The organism is Selenomonas sp. FOBRC9 (genome assembly GCF_000287655.1).
Lineage (GTDB): Bacteria > Bacillota > Negativicutes > Selenomonadales > Selenomonadaceae > Centipeda > Centipeda artemidis.
Map to the genome: position 1 here is coordinate 153,996 of NZ_ALJR01000039.1, position 20,983 is coordinate 174,978.

The following is a 20,983-nucleotide window of genomic DNA, read 5'->3' on the forward strand; positions in this document are numbered from 1 at the left end:
TTTTTGCCCGCACTGTGCCCGCGATCCTCCACATAGCTTTGGCTATGCGTCCGGTTTGCCTCCTTGTTCGGACGAAAAAATCTACGCCAATCTGAGGGTCTATTTTATCAGCGAGTCCTTACAACACTCCCGCAAGTGTACCAAATGCGGCGGGATTTTGCAAATTCTGTAGAGCGCACTGCCTTGACCCGTATCAAGGCAGGTCTTGTTGCCAAACTTTACCCGAAAGACCTATTGAAGCCGTAATACATCTATACTATCATAAAACAGATGAATATTCCCACAACAGGAATCACGGAAAGGAGCCGATCATGACGCTTCCCTACCAGTGCCCTGACTGCGGCACGGAGCTCGGCTATAAGGGGCTCTGCTGGAGGTGCAGGACAGCGGCGAATCGCCGTGCGGCACTCGCATGGACGCCCGAGGAGGTCGCGGCCAAGGAACAGGAGATCATCGCACAGATCGAGGATGTCCCCGATGATTTCTGGTATCTGCTCTGCTGTCGCGGACGGCTCGTACCGGAGATCCCACGCGCGGCACTCGCGGCACGTTCCTTCTGGCCCTCGGCACTCTACTATCATGCACCGACGGATGTACGGGACGGACTGATCGCGGCACTGATGGAGACGGATGTCGCACATGAGGCGAACGAGCTTATGATGTGCCTCGGTATGCAGGGAGATGACCAATCCCTTGCGGCACTCCTCGCACTCGAACGTGCACCGCGCCCGTGGCGCGGGAAGCTGCACGTTGATCCCGCAGTCTATGCGCAGTGCGGCGGCTGGACGTTCGACGCAGAGGGGCGACGCCGCACGCTGAACTACGACACCTGCTATACGCTGGTGCACGCCGCATCAGATGAAGAGGTCCGCCGCTCGCCCGTCCGCATTGCCCGACCACGGGAGGAGAACTGCCCGCACTGCGGCAGCCGCATGGCGGATATGCTCATACTGGACGGACGGGATGCGCGTCTGCACTTCCTCGGCATCGACGGCATTCTCACAGCGACTTGTTGTCCGAACTGCGTCGCATATGCAGAGCCGATACTGAGCCGCTATACGCTCGACGGCGGCAGCGAGGTGCTTTCCTACGAAGATGCGGGTGATACCACGTATATCGAAGAGGAGCTTGTCAGGATTTTTGAAAACAATCTCATCCTCGGCGAGACGCCCGTTCCTCTGTTCTACGGCGCACGCTTCGAGGACACCTGCACGCTCGGCGGCTTTGCGCTCTGGTGGCAGGACTGGGAATACACGACCTGCCCCGACTGCGGGCAGCCGATGAAGTATCTCATGCAGATTCATTGGGATGCGCTGACGGACTATATGGAGGGCACGCTCTACATTGAGTTCTGCCCCGACTGCCGCATCGTCTCCATGCAGCACCAGCAGACCTGAGGAAACACTATGCGTGAAAAAGACTGCGCCGCACTCGAAACAAAATGCCGCGCGCTGATCGAGCATCTCTGCCGTGAACAGATCATCCCATCCGATCGGATCGATATGAACGCAGACTTTGCGCAGATGATCGCACTGCTCCGACAGACGTTCCAAGATACCTACCCGAAGACAAAATACAAACGCATGATGAAAAGCATCCACTATGCCAACGCGTTCGCCGACGAAGTGCTCAAACAGTGTGCTTTTCTGCTGGATGACATCGAACAGCATCTCGCACAGAACCATTTCTTAGACCATGACCGTTCCGTGGCATTCTTCAATCAAACGATCACGACGGATGGATTTGCCGTCACACCAACCACTCTTGTGGAGACGATGCTGGACAGTCTTCTGCTCAGCAGGAACAAAGGATAACGGAAAAGGAGCCCCCTAATGCAAAACGGTTACACACCCAAGGACTTCGACAATCGCGTGATGGACAAGGCAGCGTGGCATCTCGATAGTCTGCGCAAAAAGAAGCTGCCCGTGGACGAGATCACGGCGTACAACCACATCGCGATCTATCTGCGCTGGTGCATCGAGCACGAGCTGATGGCGGAGTGGTTTGTCCGTCAATATGGGGAAACCATACGTGCCGTCTGCGAATATCCTGCCGAGACGGATCTGCGCTCCTTTCTCCGCGATAATCTGCACGGGCTCCTCAGGCGCGGCTTTTTCAGCCCGGAGGGCAAGGCATTCGCGGAGTATTACTACGACGGTGAGGCACCCTCCTTCCCCTCGGACATCGACAATTATGCCCTCTCCTACTTCGGTGCGGCGCGTTACCACTCGAACGAGTTCAAACAGGAGGCATACCTCTTTGTCCCATTCGATGAAAACTACTATGCGGCAATGGCACAGCTCATCGCACAGCGATGGGACGCATGGAGGAGGAACGCTCCCAAAACGAAAGGAGAAATCACACGGAGCAAAAATGCTAAACCGGACGTGCGCACAGCTGCACTCATGCGCTATCTCGGCTGTGACTGCACATATTTCCCGCCGCTGGCAGACGATGATCCGATCACGGCGGCATATAGCTACGCCCGTCGCCTCGGCGTACGCGAGGGCTATGTTCCCCTGCTCATCGTGCCGAGTGATACGCTGTGGGAGATTCTGACGATGAATGCAGGAGCGGAGCGCGGGGACTTTGAGGACTACGATTTCGATGCCAAAGCGGTGGACACATATCGCAGGAAAATCCTTGCACAGCCCATTGGGGACGGTAAAGCGATCCTGACGGAGCGGCTCGGAGAGCGTTCTGAGCAGAACCGCGCGGAAACGTTCGATGAGGAGGAACATCCCGTCAACCATTTTATCAGCTATTGGGACTACGAGACGCAGAAAACGCAGCCGATGATTCTCGCCAAGATCCCCGTGCAGCATCCGTGGACGGTGTTTGCGTATCTTCCGTTCGGCGGGTGGAACGACTGTCCCGACACCGCAGCACTGATGGCGGTGTCGAAATACTGGCACGAACGGCACGGTGCAGTGCCCGCCGTCCTCACCTATGACACCCTTGAGTACAGCGTGCCCGCCCCCGTACCACAGGAGAGCGCACTACAGCTTGCAAAGGAGCAGTATGCGTTCTGCGCCGACATCGTCGAGCAGGGCGCGCCCGGCATGACCGTCACACGTCTCGCGCACGATCTTGAGCAGTCAGACATTTGGTATTTCTGGTGGGACTAAGCAGAGGTTTTTTCATGACACTACTCGAACAGTGCCAAGTTTGGCACGAGAACAACGAATTTCAGAAAATCATCACAGAGATCGAGGCACTCCCCGCCGAGGAACGCACGCCGGAACTGGACAGCGAACTGGCGCGCGCCTATAACAATGCGGCGAGCGCAGAGGATCGCGCCTATTTTGAAAAGGCGATCGGCCTCCTCGCCCCCCACGCGGACTATTTCGCGGGTGACCATCTCTGGAACTTCCGCATGGGCTATGCCTACTACTACCTCGACCGTGAGGACTGCGCCCTCCCCTGCTTCGAGGCAGCACTTGCCGCTCTCCCGAACGATACGGACACAATGCAGATGATCGATGCCTGTCAAAAGCGGCTGCGTGTCATCCATGCCGCACGAAAACCGCTGCTCTCCCCTGCAGCGGTCAAGAAGCTTGAGGCGATGGACGACGGCTCAACGGGCTATTTCTATAAGATGCTGCACTATCTGGAATCGTACATCAAGAACGGAACAATCAAGGGGAATTTCACACGCGCGGAGGCACGCGCCAATCTCGATATCGCGCTGTGGTATGCGTATGCGTGCAACAATATTGATGCCTACGAGTACTACTACCGTACAACGCAGTGGATGCCGGCGGCTGCGGCAAATGCAAACGGCTGTGGGACATACTACTACCGCTACGCCGTCGCCCTCATGTACTGCGGACGACTGGACGATGCGCTGTGCACGGCAGAAAGGGGCGTATGTGAGGAGCCGGACTACCCGTGGACGTATCTGCAGCTTGGAAAACTACGCAGCCATTTCGGCAACCGTGACGGGGCGCGCGAGGCGGTACAGAAAGGACTTGCGCTCGTGCCGGACGATCATGAATTCCTGACGCTTGCGCGTGAGATCGAGGAGGGTGCGACCATCGAGCAGATGTCCTACCACTGGATTGATCCCACGTTTGACGAGGAGCTGCAAGAGGCGGCTGCGACAGGCGAAACATTGGGGCTGCGTGACGGCGTGGATGCCGATGGAGAAATGTACGAAAAGCAGCGCGCCATCGCCTGCATGACGGTAAATGAGGCGGGGCTTGCGTATTTCCGCCAGCTTTTCCGTCCCGATCCGAAGAACTACGAGCGAAACGCGCCCTATTGCAGCTTCGACTATCCCGTGGGCGATACATCCGTGCGGCTCGTCTTTCACATGAACGAGGCAGGGCTGTCGAAGCGCAGCCCCGCATGGCTGCGCACGCAGAAGGAACGCCTCGATGATGGCGGCTGGCTCAGTCGCACGGACGAGGCGGGCACGGGCACACTTGCCGCGGTGCATTTTGAGCTCGACAATCAGGTCACGCTCAAGTACCAGTACCCATGGCAGGAGAAGGGTGTCTACATTCCATTGGATGAGGACGGGAATCCGAAGGATGATGAGACGTAACCGTTCGCATATAAAAAGGGGCTGTTGCACGAACACCCCTATCGGTTCGCTGCGCTCGCCACTTACTGACCTGTCCGAGAAGCAAGCCCAAAGGGGGTAGCTGATCGGGAAACAGGTCGTATGGGAAAACGACCCAAGAACACGAGCGTTAGCGACGTGCGATTGGATGACGTTGACCGCTCCCCCGTTGTGACGGGGGAAGCTAAGATACCATACCCTAGCCTCCCCCGTGCGACACGGGGGAGGGGGACCGCGTAAGCGGTGGAAGAGGCACTTGTAGCGATACCGCTGACATAATGACAAAGGGCTGTTGCACGAAGCTAGATGTAGTGACCCCCAAAAGTTAGATCCTCTAAGTCTAACTTTTGGGGGTCAGGTCAAAAACTTCGTGCAACAGCCCCTTTTGTGTATCCAAATTTATAGCCCCAGTTCCTCCTCGATCAGCACGAGCTCCATCGGGCGGTAGCTCATCTTCTTGTAGTGGATGGTCAGCGCATTGCAGATGCGCTCAAGTGCCGCGCAGTCATAGCAGCGCGTGCCGTCTTTCGCGCAGGGTGTTTTCTTGCCCTTGCGGTGCGCGTTGCGCGGGGCGGCGATGCTGTGAATGCGCTCGATCCCCGCCTCGATGTCGGGGACGAGCTTGTTGATGCCGACGACGAAGTAGGTCTTTTCATGTCCGAAAAGCGAGCCCGCGACACGGTTGCCCGCACCGTCCATGTTGAGGATCTGCCCCTGCTCAGTGATGGCGTTCGCCGACAGCAGGAATACGTCCGTCATCAGTGCCTCGCGCCCTGCGGCGAGAAATGCCTCGATACCGCCGATGTGCCCCGCGCGCGGCGGGTCGATCACCTCGTTATGCACGCTCAGACGCTCGTAGAGCGAGAGCGCACGCAGTGTCTCAGAGTCGCCGAATCCGACGCGCTTGCCGCGAATCTCGGCGGTGAGGTAGTCCGCCGCCGCTGTGCACTCCACGAATCGTGAGACATCGTAGCGATTCCGGCGGAACGCCTCCATCGTACGCACAATGCGCTCCTCGTATGCCGACATAGTTCCTCCTCTGACGGTGAATGCCCCACGGCGATCCCGCTCCCTCTCAATACGTCTCGATGATATTAAAATTCGAGTCACACGCGGCGGGCGTGCGTCCGATCTCGCGGATCACACGGATGATGTGATCCTCCGAGAGTGCGCGGGGGCTCTTCGCACCTGCATCGTGGAGAATTGTCTCCTTGTGCACCGTGCCGTCGATATCGTTCGCACCGAAACAGAGCGCGACCTGTGCCACGGGCACGGTCAGCATCACCCAGTACGCCTTGATGTTGCGGAAGTTGTCGAGCATCAGACGCGAGATCGCAATCGTCCTGAGATCGTCCCACATCGACGTCTGCCGCACCGTCCGCCCCAGCTCCGTATTCGACGGCAGAAACGGGAACGGGATGAACGTCTGGAATCCGCCCGTCTCATCCTGGAGATCGCGCAGCCGCATCATGTGCTCCACACGCTCCTCGATCGTCTCGATGTGTCCATAAAGCATGGACGCATTCGTCTTGATGCCGAGCGTATGTGCCGTACGGTGTGTCTCAAGCCACTCATCCGCTGTCGCCTTGTTCGGACAGAGTTCGCCGCGCACGCGGTCGGTCAGAATCTCCGCACCGCCGCCCGCAATCGACTGCAGCCCCGCCTCACGCAGCCGCAGGAGCACCTCGCGCACCGTACGCCCCGAACTCTTTGCAAAATGCGTGATTTCCACGCCCGTAAAGCCCTTCAGATAGAGCGTGGGAAACGCCTCATGCAGAGCCTTGAGCCGCATAAGATAGTCCTCGAACGTCCAGTCCGGATGCAGTCCGCTCACGACATGGAGTCCCGCCAGATGCGGATCGCGCATCGCGTCCGCGACGTGGGCGACCGCCTCATCGACGCTCATCTCGTACGCGCCCTTATCCTCGGCATCGCGCCCGAATGCGCAGAATTTACAGTGCGCGGTGCAGATATTCGTCAGGTTTACATGACAGTTCACATTGTAGTACACAATGTCGCCGCATTTCTCGCGGCGCACGCGGTCGGCGAGCGCCCCGATCCGGGCAATGTCCGGACACGCGAAAAGACGCACGCCATCCTCGTGCGTCAGCCGCTCCCCGCGCTCAATCTTCCGCTCAATCTCTAAATAATCGCCGTGCAATCGCTTCTTCTCCTAAAAATAGTCTGCGGCATACCGCCGGATACGTTTCAAATCCCGCCTCGGATTATTTTGCCGCCGTCACCCGAACGGAGGTCAGCATCTCGTCCATACGCTGTTCGACCGATACGCTCCCCGCAGGACGGGTGAGCGATACGCTCCACTCCTCCTGCCCAAAAACGACCATAAGATAATCGTCCGTATAGCGTTTGCCATCCATCGCAAAACTGAACGAGAGCAAGCGCGCCGGCGTACCGTCCAGGTCCAGCGTCTCATCGCGGTCGAACCGGTCAAGTTTATAAAGCGTCCTAAAGTTTTTGCGCATCCCCTTAGCCGTCTCCTCCAGCTGCGGCTCAACCGGCTCCCCGCCGTTCATGTGCCCGTAGATCATATGCTGGACGTGCACGCGGAAATCCATATCCTTCCGATACGAAGAAAATTCGTTCATATAGAACCCGTTAGGCAGGGGCATTTCATGAGATTCAAAATCGGGCACCTGCGGCAGTGTCATCGTCAGCGTCGTGCCGTGATCCGTGAGCGTGACCGGATGCAGTTCGAGCGGGGCCGTACCGTCCTCTGCCGCAGCCTGCGCCGCCCCGCCGAAACAAGCGGCAAACACGAGCAGACACAGCGCGATGAGGCCCCGTATATTCTTTAACATGGACATAGAACTCTCCTTCTCCGTATGCATAAGACTCATACGCACAGACCGGCGCCGCTCTCTATTGCGCGGCGCCCACTCGAATAGAACTTAGTATCTCATTCATATGCGGCGCGGCCGTCTTGTTGTCCGCGCGCCGCGAGAGCGTGATGTTCCACTGATTGCAGCCGAGCGTCACAACGACGCTGTCGTCGATATAGCGCGTCCCCCCAACCGTATACGCATATGAGAAGAGGTGCCCCGGCATACCGCCGAGATCGATCCGCTCGTCCCGCATCATTTGATCGTATTGATAGGCCGCCGCAATCGCATCGCGCGCGCCCGCCACGGCCTCGTCGAGTGTCGGCACGCCGGCCGCACTGTCGCCGGCATCTCCGAATACGGTATGCTGAACGAGCACGTCGAGCCCCGCTCCCTCGGCGCGCGCAAGATATTTCCCGATGGTAAAACCGATCTCCGCAAACGACTGCTCTTCGTTCTTGAACCCCGAAATCTGCGCCGGCAGCAGCATCGTCAGCGTCTCATCGTGATCGGTGATCGTCACGGGCGAGAGCGCGAGAGACGCGGGAGTCTCCGCCTTTGTCTGCGTCTCTGCCGCGGCAGGCGCCGCCGCCGCAGGCGCATATCCCGCGCCGAGATACGCGGCGCAGGAAAGCACCGCAATCGCCGTTCCATACATCGTTTTCTGCAGTCTCATCTTATCCTCCGATCATATTCTTCGTTGTGTCCGCCTGCACCGTCATGTGCACGGTCTCTCTTTATATTGTGTCGAATTCCGGAAAAAGTCAATAGCGCATTTTTCACATAAAAACGCCGTCCTACCGCATGGGATAGGGCGGCGCCCTGCATACGGAGCAAAATACTCCGCGCCTATTTCTTTAATACAGTCCGAACGGCGCTTCGCTCAGGCTGATGTAGATGTTCTTCGACTGGGTGTAGGCGTCCATGATGACCTTGTGCGTCTCGCGGCCGATGCCGGACTTCTTGTAGCCGCCGAACGGTGCATGCGCGGGCAGCTGGTTGTAGGTGTTGACCCACATGCGCCCGGTCTCGACCGCCCGTGCGACGCGGAAGGCTCGATTGATGTCCTTCGTCCAGACGGCGCCGCCGAGTCCGTACTCGCTGTCGTTCGCCATCTTGACGACCTCCGCTTCGTCGTGGAACTTGATGAAGCAGACGACGGGTCCAAAGATCTCTTCGCGTGCGACGCGCATGTCGTTCGTGACGTCGGCGATGATGGTCGGCTGCATGAATGCGCCGCCTTCGAGCCCCGCACCCTCGGCGCGTGCGCCGCCGCAGACGATGCGTGCGCCCTCTTTCTTTGCGATGTCGATGTATTCGAGACTGTTCTTGAGCTGGTGCGTGTTGATCTGCGCGCCGATCTGCGTCGCATCCTCCCACGGGAGACCGACCTTCACCGCTTCGAATTTCTCCTTGACCGCCGCGAGGAATTTGTCATAAATCGTGTCCTGCACGAATACGCGCGAGCCGGCACAGCAAACCTGCCCTTGGTTGAACAGAATGCCGAGGCAGACGCCCTCGACCGCCTTTTCCCACGGCGCGTCCTCGAAGTAGATGTTCGCGGATTTACCGCCGAGCTCGAGTGTCGCGGGGATCAGGCGATCCGCCGCCGCCTTTGCAACGTCGTAGCCGATCTCGGTAGAGCCGGTGAAGGCGAGTTTTTTCAGCCCCTCGTGCTCGAGGATGTAGTTGCCCGTCGTGGAGCCGCGCCCGGTGACGAGGTTGAACACGCCTGCGGGCAGGAGGTCTTTGATGATGTCCGTGAGGGCGAGCACGCTGAGCGAGGTCTCGCTCGAGGGCTTAAATACGATGCAGTTGCCCGCGGCAAGCGCCGGCGCGAGCTTCCACGCCGCCATGAGGAACGGGAAGTTCCACGGGACGATCTGTCCGACGACGCCGAGCGGTTCGCGCAGAACGATAGAGAGTGTATTCTCGTCGATCTGCGAGGCGGTGCCCTCCTCGGCGCGGATGACACCCGCGAAGTAGCGGAAGTGATCGCTCGCGAGGGGAACGTCGACGGCGCGCGTCTCGCGGACGGGCTTGCCGTTGTCAAGACTCTCGATGTAGGCGAGATCTTCGGCGTGCTCATCGATTCGGTCGGCGATCTTCAGCAGAATATCGGCGCGCTCGGCGGGGCTCGTCTTCTTCCACGCAGGGAACGCCTTCCAGCCTGCCTTGACCGCCTTATCGACGTCCGCCTTCGACGCTTCGGCACAGACGCCGATCAATTTCCCGGTGGCAGGCGTTGTCACTTCGTACGATTTCTCGCCCTCGGCGGCGATCCATTCGCCGTCGATGAAGAGCCCCCAGCAGGCGCGATAGCTGCCGTTTTTGATTTCTTCTGCGATTTTGCTCAATATCATCACTCTTTCCTAAGAATACTTATCCAAATGTTCTTTTATTATAGTGCAACCGGGATTCCTTTTCAATACTAATTGAAAATATTTTTCATTTGTTACGATTTTCACAAACAAATCTGATTCAGGTAAAACTATATATTTAATTCTTCCTATTTCGAAAATCTCCTTTATTTTTCTTTCCGGCTATTGACAATTTTCTAAAATTTGATATACTGAAATCAGTAAAGGAGTCTGTAAAAGGAAGCCTGATTCAGGACAGGCAACCCGCCCGTATGAACCGTAAACATACAGTGCGCAGCTCCGGGATTTTCCCACAGTGTTGACCAACGATTCGTTGTGTGTGCGGGATTCAGTCGATGTCACGGTAAGAGCCGCGGGTGCGGCACACATCGGCTGCGTCCCCGACGGGCTGGGAGGAGATTCCAATGGGATATTGAGCAGCCGTACAACTCCCCGCAGCGGGTGCATGATCCTTCCGTGGAAGGGCGGATCGGATGTACCGGGCAACGCATAAGAGGCGGCAGGAGGACGCGGCAGTCCGCTGGGGCGGATGCAGCGGCGAACGGGTGCGCCGCGTGAGAACGTGTCACGCGCGGAGGAACCTGAGTGTCAAGCGCACAATGAGGTTCGCCACCGCGGTTTTACCGTGGTTCGTAAAGTTTTCGTGAGGAAAGTTCCCCGGCGCATGCTAGCGGCGATGAGGAACGAAGCAAAGGACGTTTGGATGCAAAAGAGTTGTCAATCACTTCCTGTATTTTCCGCATAACCGCCGCCGGGTGACGAGAAAGCCCGCCGGCGGTTTTGTATTGCAAAATTTTATCTAGTTCCGTTGACCTTAATTTTCCCCTTTTCTTAGATTTTCCTGTGTTTATATCGTAGAAAAGTCCTAATAGGCGTTTACTTCCCTTTTTTCTATGTTATAATGTGCCCCGCTTTCCATTGTAGACGCCGGGTTCTCCAACATCGCGGAAGGACTGGGGCTTGTCGTCTTTATCGGGCTGCTCTTATATTTTGGAAAAATCGTACGGGGTGAGAAAAAAGCATAAAAAATAAGGACTGCTGCAGGCGCGTCCCGGCGCATGTGATGCAGCCCTATTTTTATGTGCAGATGTCGCGTTCCTTATCCCCGCGGCAGTTTTGGCAGCAGGAAGCGCAGGAGAATGTAGGCGGCGATGCTGCCCGCGCCCGTGGAGATGAGGAACGGGACGATGTAGACGGTGTAGCTCGCAGGCGAGAGTCCCATGAGGAGCGCTGCGACGGGATAGGCGGCGAGCGCGCCGAGAATGCCCGTGCCGAGCGCTTCGGCGATACAGGTCAGTCCAAGACGGCGCGTATAGTGATAGACAACGCCGCAGGCGAGCGCGCCGACCATGCTGCCGGGGAATGCCATGAGACTGCCCAGCCCCGCGATGTTGCGCAAAAGGCTTGCGGAAAAGGCGACACCGACACCCCATAGAGGTCCTAGGAACACGGCGGCTAGGATGTTGACGAGATGCTGTACAGGCGCGCATCGGCTGCCGAGCACGGGGAAACTGAACACGCCGCCGAGAACGGCAATCGCGACGAGGATGCCCGCGAGGGTGAGTTTTCGAGTCGGTGTGTCAAACATGAGATTTCCTTTCACATGGAGGATGTCGGCGTTTTCCGGGACGTCAGGATGGGATAAACGCGCTCTTTAGATCAAAGGTATGCGCCATCGGGCCGTGCCCCTTCCCGAGGTTAAGTCCCGCCGCGAGCGCACCCGAGAGGTATTCTTTTGCTCGTGTAACCGCCGCGTCTATGTCCATGCCGCGCGCGAGATTCGAGGCGATCGCGCTCGAGAGCGTACAGCCCGTGCCGTGCGTGTTCTCCGTCGCGATGCGCCGCCCCCGAAACCACCGTGCACCCGCAGCATCGACGAGCAGATCGTTCGCATCATCCACTGCGTGCCCGCCCTTCATCAGCACCGATGTCCCGTAATCCGCATAGATTTTCGCCGCCGCATACTCCATATCGGCGGTATTTTTGATGTCCATCGCGGCGATCACCTCTGCCTCGGGGATGTTCGGCGTGATGAGATCGGCGCGCGACACCAGTTCTTTGCAAAGCGCATCAACCGCCTCCTCAGCGATGAGCCGCGCGCCGCTCGTTGCGACCATCACGGGGTCGAGGACAATGTTGCGTGCGCGGTACTCCGCAAGTTTCTTGGCAATCACGCGGATCAGCGTCGCATCCGCGACCATGCCGATCTTTACCGCATCGGGCGGGATGTCGGTAAAAATGGCGTCGATCTGTGCCGCGAGGAATGCGGGCGGCACGGCGAGGATGTCCGTCACGCCCTTTGTGTTCTGCGCCGTCAGCGCGGTGAGCGCACTCATGCCGTAGACGCCGTGCGCCGTCATCGTCTTGAGATCCGCTTGGATGCCCGCCCCGCCGCTCGAGTCGCTGCCGGCAATGGTGAGGACCGTGGGTTGTTGGTACATGGTTTCATCTCCTTGAATATGATGCGTTTTTCCCTCGCGTTGTTTTATTTTATGCGGCGGAACACGATGCGCCGCCATGCAGGATCCGTCACACAGAACTTTCGTGCCGAAGAGGTGTCTGCCGCAGCCATTTTTAAGCCCCGCTTTTTTGGCAAGGCAGATGCCGAATCGGCGATACAAATTTCAAAGTCGTTCCACCTTCGCGTGCCGCCTCAGCGTCTCTTCATCCATCCGATAAATCGCATCGATGATCTTCGTACGGTACGCGGCGTTGCCGTCCCCCGCCCCCATACGCGACCAAGCGATTTCCCCGGCGACGCCCATCAAGACGACTGCCGTCAGCACGGCATCGAGCGGTCGCGCAGGAACAACCGCGAGCGCCGCCGCAGTGAGTGCCGAGAGCTGACATCCTGTCCCCGTCACACGACTCATCTCCGCACGCCCGTTACGCACCGCATAGCAGATTTCCCCGTCCGTCAGGAGATCAATCGCCCCCGTCACCGCCGCGATGCAGCGATGCTTTTCCGCAAACGCGCGGACGAACGCCGCCGATGCCGCGAGATTTTCCTCCGTCACCGCATCTGCTGCCGCGGCATCCACACCGTCCGAATGTCCCGCCCCCATCGCGAGCGTCCGAACCTCGGAGATATTGCCGCGCACAGCCGTGGGCTTCACCTCATAGAGCAGATCGCGTGCCGTCGCCGTACGCAGGCGGCTCGCCCCCGCCCCCACGGGATCAAGCACGACAGGACGCGCAAGCGTGCGGGCATGGCGTCCCGCCGCCATCATCGCGGGGATCGTCCGTGCGTTCAGCGTCCCAATGTTGAGGCACAGCCCCGCGCAGAGTTCCGTAATCTCCTCGACTTCCTCCGGGTCGTCCGCCATGATCGGACGCGCCCCCGCCGCCAGCAGGACATTCGCCACATCGTTCACCGTCACATAGTTCGTGATGCAGTGAACGAGCGGCGCGGCGGATCGTATGGAGGGTAAAAGATCGTTGAAAGCCATTATGTTATCCTTTCGTGGCGTGACGTGTGATCTGTATGACGCGGCGAACGGGCGTCTTATCGACGCCGCGAAGCATTGAACCCCGAAGGGGCGGCACGGCATGTTCTTTATCAGTACGGGGCAGTGTTAGAATGCCGCTTTGCAGTCCGCAGCGCGCAGCGCAAGAGACTGTGGGGCATCATTTACTATAAGACGACACCGTCTCTGCCGCATCGTTTGCGAAGCGGCGAGAAAGATGCCCTGAGCCGCACATAGACACTTTCAAGAATTTTACCGCGTCGTCCGCGCTCCCCTCGCCTTATTCACCGCATACGCAAGCGCCATCGTCAGCGCGATGGTCGGCAGTGTGCTCCCGATCGGCGTATCGACGATCATCAGACCGCGATAGCAGAGGAACCCGACGAACCAGACGGCGAGATTCGCTCCGTGCACGGCGCGCTCCGACGCGTCGTCGTGCAGGACGAAGCTGCTCACGATCAGCACCGCGATCATCGGCGCAAAGACCGATCCGATGATGTAGAGAAATCCCGTAATATCGTCCATCGGGTAGACTGCCGCAGCCGCCGTCCCAACGATCGCAACCACGATGCCGACCGTGCGCCCGGAGATGCCGCGCACGATGCTCTCGCTCGACACACCCGCCGAATAGGCATCAAGATATGTCGTCGTCACCGTCGAAAGCACGACGATACCGAGTCCCGCCGCGCCAAGCCCCGCGTGCAGCATGATCTGCGCGATGTCGGACGTCCCCGCGAGGATCGCCGCGCCCATCCCGATGAAGTACATCCAGCAGCTCACGAGCCCGTAAACCACGGCGCTCACCGCAGCCGCTGCCACGGGACGCTCCGCCGCGCGCGTGTAGTCGCTGATGAGCGGCAGCCACGAGAGCGGCATCGCGATCGAGAGCTCGAGCGCCATCGCAAAGCTCATCGTCTCCCCCGCCGCGGACGCCGCCGCACCGTCCGCGCCCATAATCGTCACGCAGAGGAGGACGGTCAGGAGAAACAGCCCTGTCATCGCGACCGCATTCACAGGCCCGATGCGCAGAATACCGATGCGGATCCAAAGGACGATGAGCGCGCCGATGCCGAGACACCAAAGCGCGTGCCCCGCGTCCATAATGCTGCCCGCCGCGAGTGCTCCGTCATAGATCATGATCGACGTCCACCCGACGAGCTGGAGCACATTGAGCACGGCAAAGAGCTGCCCCCCGCGCCCGCCGAACGCCATCTTCACCGTCTCCATCGCGCTCCGCCGCGCACGCGCACCAATCACGCCCGCGAGGAACAGCAGGAAACAGCCGACGATGTGACCGAGCACGATCGCCGCGGCGCCGTCCGCAAACCCAAGTGGAGCAAAGAACGTCCCCGTTAAAATCTCCGCGAGCGATACGCCCGCGCCGAACCAAATCAGCGCATTCGCGCCGAGACCTGTCTGCCGCTCCATCATATACCTCCGTCCGATACAGATACAAAAACGCAGCCATGCCAAGAGACATAGCCGCGTTCGACTGCATCGGTATATCCCTACGTTGGCATTACCCAAATCAGGTTGCGGGTCGGGACGCACACGTCCCCTCTCAGCCGCCTCGTGGCAGCTCCCCTTTATATTGTGGAGAAAATCCTCCAAGCACCGGCTGCCGGTTACTGTGCACTCATCGACAGCTCAATGAACTTATTCCCAAGCTTTGCCTTTTGCAGGACTTCCTCGGTGATGTCCGCGCCCGCCTCAACGATGACAACGCCGTTGTCCATCTTGATTGTGCGCGTCGCCTTCTTGCCGAGGAGGAAGCGGCGGTGACGATCCTCGTTCACACGCTCCGCGCTCTTTTCCTCCTCTGCGTGGGCAGGCTCTGCCGGAGCGTGCTCCTCCGCCGGAGCACTCTCAACAACCGGCTCCGGTGCAGGCCCCTCTGCCGGAGGAACCTCTGCGATCGGCTCTTCTGCGGGCAGCTCCTCCGCTGCGGACTCAGCCGCAGGGGCTTCTTCTGCAATGGGAGCTTCCTCTACGGGAGCAGTCTCTGCCGCGGGGACTTCAGGCGCGGGCTCTGCCGCGGGAATGTCAACGACCGGCTCGACTGCGGGGAGCTCTTCCACCGCAGGCACAGGCGCAGCGGGTGCCGCCGGTGCTGCCGCTGCGTCAGATTTTTTTCCGGCATCGCCCTCCGGGGAGATCACGGTGACTTCCTTCCCAAAGATGGAAACCTGATCCGCCGTAACCTCGGACGTCATGCCCTCGGGTGTCGTGATCTCGCATTTCTCGATGCTGCCGTCCTCGCCGATGAAGATCTCGGAGATGATCCCCTGAATCACGCCCGTGCGCGTGATCGCCTTCGTTCCGATGACCCGGATGTTGTCGTCGAGCAGCGTCTCAAAATCCCCCGCCGCATCGAGCGTCAGGATATTCTCGCTGTTGTTGATCGTAACGGCATCCTCACCGACCGCAATGACATTATCGTAGGGAATGAGCTTGACTCCGCGATACCAGTCCTCGTCCTCGATCGTGACCGCTGCCACGACGCGGTTCGGCGCATCGATGAGCAGGGTCTTGCTCATGCCGAGTTCACGCCCCTCCGTGATGCTGATGACGGGAAGTCCTAGGATGTCAACGCTTTTCTTCATTTCTATTCCTCCATTTTTCAAAAATGTCAAGGGTGGGAAGCGGGCGCCTCGTCCGCCTGTCGGTTCGCCGCGTCGATCAAATCCTTCGGCACGTCGCCAAAGGGAAGCGTCGGCGTGCCCCGCAGGGCAAGCAGAAGGGAGAGCGCGTCCATGTACCGCAGGGATCTTTGGAACTCCTGCACCATGACGGGGTTCCGCGCGATGCTCGGCAGCGTGAGCGCGTGGTTGAACAGGCTGCGCGCCGCGCCGTAGTCGCCCATGTTCTTGTAGAGCGTCGAGAGCTCAATGACCAGATACGGCATATAGGAGTCTCCGGGATGCCGCGCGAGCGCCTCCCGGTACGCACGTATGGCATGCGCGGGGTTCTGCGCCGCCGACTCGTACGCGATGTCAAGCAGCGCATCCAGATCGGTCGGCAGTCGTTCCTCCGCCGCAGCGACAGCGGGCACGTCAGGGATCGGAAGAGACACAGCGGAACGTGCTTCGTCCGCCGTGTGATCGACAGGAGCGTCAGCATCGTGCATCGATACGGAGCGCTCCGGTTCCATGCACACCGCCGGATCCGCGGACGGTGCTCCGGCAGCCGCCGCATCCGTGATCGGCTCCGGCACGGCGTCAGGATCCTCCTCAAAGGCAAGCGGTGCCGCATCTGCCCGCGGGCGCACCCGATGTGCGGCTCTTCGGTTATAGATTGTCACACACGCGCCCGCACCGAGGATCAGCAGCGCCAGATGCACATAGTACATCCGCGTCAGCGCAGGGCTAAACGCGATCAGCCCCGCGACAAGCCCGACGCCGAGAAGTGCCGCCAGTACAACGGAGGAAAGCCGGATCTGCATCACTGCGCCGCCTCCCCCTTTTTCCCTTCGATCTCCACGCCGCGTTTCCTATGCCGCATTCACCGCACAGGCATTCTAGAACTCTTTCGACACGAATGAGAAAAATCCTTCCTTTTTCTGCAAAATATTCTTGAAAAACATTTTTATTTCCACCCTTTATTTTAGAGGGTATTTTATAGTATAATGACCGTGACATTCATTTGCATCCGCACGCCGCCGTGCGCGGCTGTATGCGGGCGCGATGGGGAATATGTGCTTATCATTTTTCGGATGGGAGAGGTTCATATGACGCAGGAAACGGTGACAATCGAGAACAAGACGGGCATCCATGCACGTCCCGCATCGGTATTCGTTCAGACCGCGACGAAGTTCAAGTCCAAGATCCAGCTCGAGGCAAAGGGCAAAAAGGTTGACGCCAAGAGCATCCTCATGCTGATGAGCATGGGGCTCGTCAAGGGCACCGAACTCACCATCATCGCCGAGGGCGAGGACGAGGCAGCGGCGGTCGCGGAGCTTGCAGGGCTCATCAAGTCGAAATTCGGCGAAGAGTAACATATGCCGGCGCCCCGGGGTTTTGCAGTACACAGCTTTGCCCCGAGGCGCTTTTTTCATCGGGAATTTTCATAGAAAAGAGGGGGATATATATGTCGGAGACCATCCGTGGAAAAGGTGTGATCTCGGGGATTGCCGTCGGCACAGTCATGCTCGCGGGGCAAAACCTCGACGGCTATCTCGCCGCCTACCACCCGGGAACGCTCGCGGAGGAAGAGAGCAAAGCGGAAGCGGCGATTGCAGCCGTCACGGAGACCCTGCTCACAACCATCGAGCGCCTGCGCAAAGAGGATCAGGCGGAGCAGGCCGCGATCCTTGAGGCACACCGCATGATGGTGCAGGACCCCATGATGGCGGACAATATCCGGAGTAAAATCGACGCCTGCGGCAGTGCGCCGCAGGGCATCCTCGATGCCGCCAACGAGCAGGCGCAGGTCTTTGAGCAGATGGAGGATGAATACTTCGCCGCACGCGCAGTCGATCTGCGCGATGTGGGCAAGCGCATTGCCAAATATATCCTCGGCGTCAAGGAACCCGAGCCCGGCGCAGGACAGCTCATTCTCTGCGGTGAGGAGATCGAGCCGTCCGTCGTCGCGGGAATGCCGACAGATCAGATCGCGGGCGTCATCTTGGGCTCGGGCAGTGCGACGAGCCACGTCGTCATCATCGCCAAGGCGCGCGCAATCCCGACCGTCCTCGGCATCGGCGATAAGATCGAGCTCATCAGCGACGGCGACGAGGTCATCCTCGACGGCAGCCGCGGCGACATCGTCATCCGCCCGACCGAAGCCGAGCGTGCACTCTATGAGACGAAGATCGACGAGCAGAAAAAACTCGCCGCCCACTACGCCGCGCTCAAGGATCTCCCCGCCGTCACAAAGGACGGCGTGCGCATTGAGCTGACGGCGAACATCGGCACCCACATGGATGTCGACAACGCGCTGACCTACGGCGCGGAGGGCGTCGGACTCTTCCGCTCGGAGTTCATCTTCATGGGCTCCTCGACCATCCCGACCGAAGAGGATCAGTTCAAAGTTTACCGCGCCGCCGTCGAGAAATGCGGCGATCATATCTGCGTCATCCGCACGATGGACATCGGCGGGGACAAGCCGCTCCCCTACCTCAACATCGATCCCGAGGAGAACCCGTTCCTCGGTTACCGTGCACTGCGCATCAGCCTCGACCGGCACGACCTCTTCCTGCCGCAGATCAAAGCGATCCTGCGTGCGGGACTCTACGGCAAAGCCGCCATGATGGTGCCGATGGTCATCAGCGTCAGCGAGATCCAGCGCGTGCAAAAGCTCGTCGAGCAGGCGAAAGTCGAGCTCGCCCACGAGGGCAAAGAGTATTCCGATGATGTACAGGTCGGCATCATGGTCGAGACCCCGGCGGCAGCCGTCGTCTCCCCGCTCCTTTCCGCCTACGTCGACTTCTTCAGCATCGGCACGAACGACCTCATCCAGTACACGCTTGCGGTCGACCGGGGCAACGCCCAGATCGCGCATCTCTACAACCCGTTCAACCCCGCCGTCCTGCGTCTCATCCAACGCACGATCCAAAGTGCGCGCGAGCGCGGCATCTGGGCGGGCATGTGCGGCGAGATGGCGAGCGACCCGTACGCCGCCGTGCTGCTGCTCGGCATGGGCATCACCGAACTCTCCATGAGCGCGCCGTCCATCCCGCGCGTCAAGGAGATGATCCGCTCCGTCACATCGACGCAGGCAAAGGATCTCCTCGCCGACGTCATGAAGATGGAGCACGGCGTCGACATCCGCGCCTATGTGCACAAAATGCTCGGCGATACGACAGGCGCCGTCGCCGAAGGATAAATTTCTTCTCCTGTTGCTTTTCTCACAGACGCCATGTGCTGCATGAGGTATCCTATGCGTGTGTGTTATATTTGACGATCAAGACGGAGCTGTTGCACGCGCAAGTGTAACAGCTCTGTTTCATATGAGACAGGGCGCGCGGCGCTATATGGCGGATTGCGCCGTAACGCGTGTGCCGTTTGGGTATCCGCCGCAACCATTTTTAAGCCCCGCTTTTTTAGCAGGGCGGATGCCCAAGCGGCGCTAAAACATACCCGATGAAAATATCAAGAACAATCTAAAGATGCGTGAGAAGGGGGAAAGAGTTGTGCTTCATATCCGCACCGACCTCTGCGTCTCCTGCGGCATGTGCGCCGAGCGCCTCCCCGCCGTCTTTCGTATCGACCGCACGGCGCGCGCCGCAGAGATCGTGCGCCAGCCGGAGTCCATAGAGACCGACGACGCGCTCGAGGCGGCGGAGGACTGTCCCGTCGGCGCAATTATCTGGGTGCAGGCTGTGCCGCCGGACTAATTTTATATCAAAATAGATATTGATTTGTTTCATCTTTTCACCGGTATGTCACGTTTTCGGGGGGAAATGCCATGACAGAACTGAAGCTGGAGCCGTTCGGCAAAATGCCCGACGGTCGAAACATCGATCTCTACACATTGACGAACACAAACGGCACACGCGTCGCCGTGACGACCTACGGCGCGCGCCTCGTGCGCTTTGAAAAAGACGTCTACGGACATCCCATCGACATCGTCCTCGGCTACACCCGCGGCGAGGACTATGTGCGCGACACCGCCTACATGGGCGCCGTCGTCGGGCGGCACGCGAACCGCATCGCGGGCGGACGCATCACCGTCGGCGGACGTCCCTATTTGCTCGAGCTGAACAGCGGGTCAAAGAAACAAAACCACATCCACGGCGGAACGCACGGCCTGCACACACATCTTTTTGACGCGGACATCGTCCACGACGGCGTCCGTTTTACCACCGTCAGCCCCGACGGTGCAGGCGGCTTCCCCGGCAATCTCGAGGTAAAGGTCACCTACCGCCTCACGGATGACGACGCTCTTTCCATTCGATACGAAGCCGTCAGCGATGCCGAAACCATCTGCAATATCACGAACCACAGCTATTTCAACCTCGAGGGCTGCACCGCCCCGAGCGTCCTCGACCACACGGCGGAGCTCTGCGCCGATACCTTCACATGGGCGGACGCAGAATCGCTCCCCGACGGGCGTATCCTCCCCGTTGCAGGCACACCGATGGACTTCACCGAACCGCACCGCATCGGCGATCGCATCGACGCGGACTACGACGAGGTGCAAATGGCGCACGGCTACGACCACAACTGGGTGCTGCGCGGCGACTTTGCGCCCGAGCCGTACTCACATCTCAAAAAAGCCGCGCGTGTAGCCGCCCCGAAAACAGGGCTCATTCTCTCCTGCTACACCGACCGCATCGGCGTGCAGTTCTACACCGGCAACAACCTGCGCGGGGATACCCCGCCCGGCAAAGGAGGCATTGTCTTCCCGCGGCGAAGCGGATTCTGCCTCGAGACTCAGTTCTTCCCGAATGCGCCGGCGAATCCCGCATTCCCGCAGCCCGTGCTCGCCATGGACGAGCTGTTCACCGCCGAGACCGTCTACAAACTCGACACAATATAAAATTTTTCATAGAATCCATTTATATCTCCTCTAGTTTTTTCCCTAAATTGCAATAGCAAGTGGGACAAGTAGGGAAAAAGTTACGAGGCAGCGAATTGAGCAACATATGAATCGAAACGCTCTTTGGGTGTATCGTATCCGAGGATTTTCCTGGGGAGGTTATTCATCCAGTCCTCTACCTGTTGAATTGTGTCCGGCGTGAGGCAAGCAATATCGGTCCCCTTTGGGATAAAGCGTCGTACCATGCCG

The 20,983-nt window shown here is 59.1% G+C and carries 19 protein-coding genes and 1 riboswitch; of the genes, 8 read left to right on the forward strand and 11 right to left on the reverse strand.

Translation table 11 applies throughout. The annotated features are described in order from the left end of the window. Positions 1–311 precede the first annotated feature (311 nt). From HMPREF1147_RS09580 to HMPREF1147_RS09595, 4 genes are read left to right on the forward strand one after another with little or no spacing between them, the layout of a single operon-like run. Positions 312–1,397, forward strand: coding sequence for a hypothetical protein (locus tag HMPREF1147_RS09580; RefSeq protein WP_009658661.1), 1,086 nt, complete (start codon positions 312–314; stop codon positions 1,395–1,397). Between the two features lie 9 nt (positions 1,398–1,406). After that, positions 1,407–1,814, forward strand: a complete 408-nt coding sequence (locus tag HMPREF1147_RS09585; RefSeq protein WP_009438266.1) for a hypothetical protein — start codon at positions 1,407–1,409, stop codon at positions 1,812–1,814. A gap of 18 nt (positions 1,815–1,832) precedes the next feature. After that, entirely contained in the window at positions 1,833–3,128 is a 1,296-nt protein-coding gene (locus HMPREF1147_RS09590; RefSeq protein WP_009658590.1) for a DUF4253 domain-containing protein, read from the forward strand. A gap of 14 nt (positions 3,129–3,142) precedes the next feature. Continuing rightward, entirely contained in the window at positions 3,143–4,549 is a 1,407-nt protein-coding gene (locus HMPREF1147_RS09595; RefSeq protein WP_009438226.1) for a hypothetical protein, read from the forward strand. 417 nt (positions 4,550–4,966) lie between these two features. Here HMPREF1147_RS09595 and HMPREF1147_RS09600 read toward each other — a convergent pair whose 3' ends face one another. From HMPREF1147_RS09600 to HMPREF1147_RS09650, 11 genes are all read right to left on the reverse strand, one after another. Then, positions 4,967–5,596: an LUD domain-containing protein gene (locus tag HMPREF1147_RS09600; protein WP_009658722.1), complete on the reverse strand. Its 630-nt coding sequence runs from the start codon at positions 5,594–5,596 to the stop codon at positions 4,967–4,969. Between the two features lie 46 nt (positions 5,597–5,642). Beyond that, entirely contained in the window at positions 5,643–6,728 is a 1,086-nt protein-coding gene (mqnE, locus tag HMPREF1147_RS09605; RefSeq protein ID WP_037351384.1) for an aminofutalosine synthase MqnE, read from the reverse strand. A 64-nt stretch (positions 6,729–6,792) separates the two neighbouring features. Then, positions 6,793–7,392, reverse strand: a complete 600-nt coding sequence (locus HMPREF1147_RS09610) for a hypothetical protein (RefSeq protein WP_232208081.1) — start codon at positions 7,390–7,392, stop codon at positions 6,793–6,795. 55 nt (positions 7,393–7,447) lie between these two features. Beyond that, entirely contained in the window at positions 7,448–8,083 is a 636-nt protein-coding gene (locus tag HMPREF1147_RS09615) for a hypothetical protein (RefSeq protein ID WP_009658706.1), read from the reverse strand. Between the two features lie 181 nt (positions 8,084–8,264). After that, positions 8,265–9,770, reverse strand: a complete 1,506-nt coding sequence (locus tag HMPREF1147_RS09620; protein WP_009658587.1) for an aldehyde dehydrogenase family protein — start codon at positions 9,768–9,770, stop codon at positions 8,265–8,267. A 1,117-nt stretch (positions 9,771–10,887) separates the two neighbouring features. Beyond that, positions 10,888–11,376 carry an energy coupling factor transporter S component ThiW gene (gene thiW / locus HMPREF1147_RS09625; RefSeq protein ID WP_009658620.1) on the reverse strand — a complete coding sequence of 163 codons (489 nt, stop codon included), beginning with the start codon at positions 11,374–11,376 and terminating at the stop codon, positions 10,888–10,890. Between the two features lie 43 nt (positions 11,377–11,419). Beyond that, positions 11,420–12,229 carry a bifunctional hydroxymethylpyrimidine kinase/phosphomethylpyrimidine kinase gene (thiD, locus tag HMPREF1147_RS09630; RefSeq protein ID WP_037350100.1) on the reverse strand — a complete coding sequence of 270 codons (810 nt, stop codon included), beginning with the start codon at positions 12,227–12,229 and terminating at the stop codon, positions 11,420–11,422. 183 nt (positions 12,230–12,412) lie between these two features. Next, positions 12,413–13,237, reverse strand: coding sequence for a hydroxyethylthiazole kinase (gene thiM, locus HMPREF1147_RS09635; RefSeq protein ID WP_009438258.1), 825 nt, complete (start codon positions 13,235–13,237; stop codon positions 12,413–12,415). 270 nt (positions 13,238–13,507) lie between these two features. Next, positions 13,508–14,686, reverse strand: a complete 1,179-nt coding sequence (gene cytX, locus HMPREF1147_RS09640) for a putative hydroxymethylpyrimidine transporter CytX (RefSeq protein WP_009658711.1) — start codon at positions 14,684–14,686, stop codon at positions 13,508–13,510. 57 nt (positions 14,687–14,743) lie between these two features. Next, a riboswitch (TPP riboswitch) is annotated at positions 14,744–14,852 on the reverse strand. A gap of 28 nt (positions 14,853–14,880) precedes the next feature. Beyond that, a complete protein-coding gene (locus tag HMPREF1147_RS09645) occupies positions 14,881–15,858 on the reverse strand; it encodes a PRC-barrel domain-containing protein (RefSeq protein ID WP_037350098.1) in 978 nt (325 codons plus the stop codon). A 26-nt stretch (positions 15,859–15,884) separates the two neighbouring features. Then, positions 15,885–16,697, reverse strand: a complete 813-nt coding sequence (locus HMPREF1147_RS09650; protein ID WP_009658691.1) for a hypothetical protein — start codon at positions 16,695–16,697, stop codon at positions 15,885–15,887. A gap of 285 nt (positions 16,698–16,982) precedes the next feature. Between HMPREF1147_RS09650 and HMPREF1147_RS09655 the strand changes: the two genes are divergently transcribed. The 4 genes from HMPREF1147_RS09655 to HMPREF1147_RS09670 all read left to right on the forward strand — a co-directional run bounded on the left by HMPREF1147_RS09655 (position 16,983) and on the right by HMPREF1147_RS09670 (position 20,734). Beyond that, on the forward strand, positions 16,983–17,249 hold the full coding sequence (locus HMPREF1147_RS09655) for an HPr family phosphocarrier protein (RefSeq protein ID WP_009658598.1): 267 nt from the start codon (positions 16,983–16,985) through the stop codon (positions 17,247–17,249). A gap of 92 nt (positions 17,250–17,341) precedes the next feature. Continuing rightward, positions 17,342–19,078: a phosphoenolpyruvate--protein phosphotransferase gene (gene ptsP, locus HMPREF1147_RS09660; protein WP_009658628.1), complete on the forward strand. Its 1,737-nt coding sequence runs from the start codon at positions 17,342–17,344 to the stop codon at positions 19,076–19,078. A 283-nt stretch (positions 19,079–19,361) separates the two neighbouring features. Continuing rightward, the gene (locus HMPREF1147_RS09665; protein ID WP_009658679.1) at positions 19,362–19,589 is read left to right on the forward strand and encodes a ferredoxin; all 228 of its coding nucleotides are present in this window, start codon (positions 19,362–19,364) and stop codon (positions 19,587–19,589) included. A gap of 71 nt (positions 19,590–19,660) precedes the next feature. Continuing rightward, on the forward strand, positions 19,661–20,734 hold the full coding sequence (locus tag HMPREF1147_RS09670) for an aldose epimerase family protein (RefSeq protein WP_009658651.1): 1,074 nt from the start codon (positions 19,661–19,663) through the stop codon (positions 20,732–20,734). Positions 20,735–20,983: the final 249 nt, after the last annotated feature.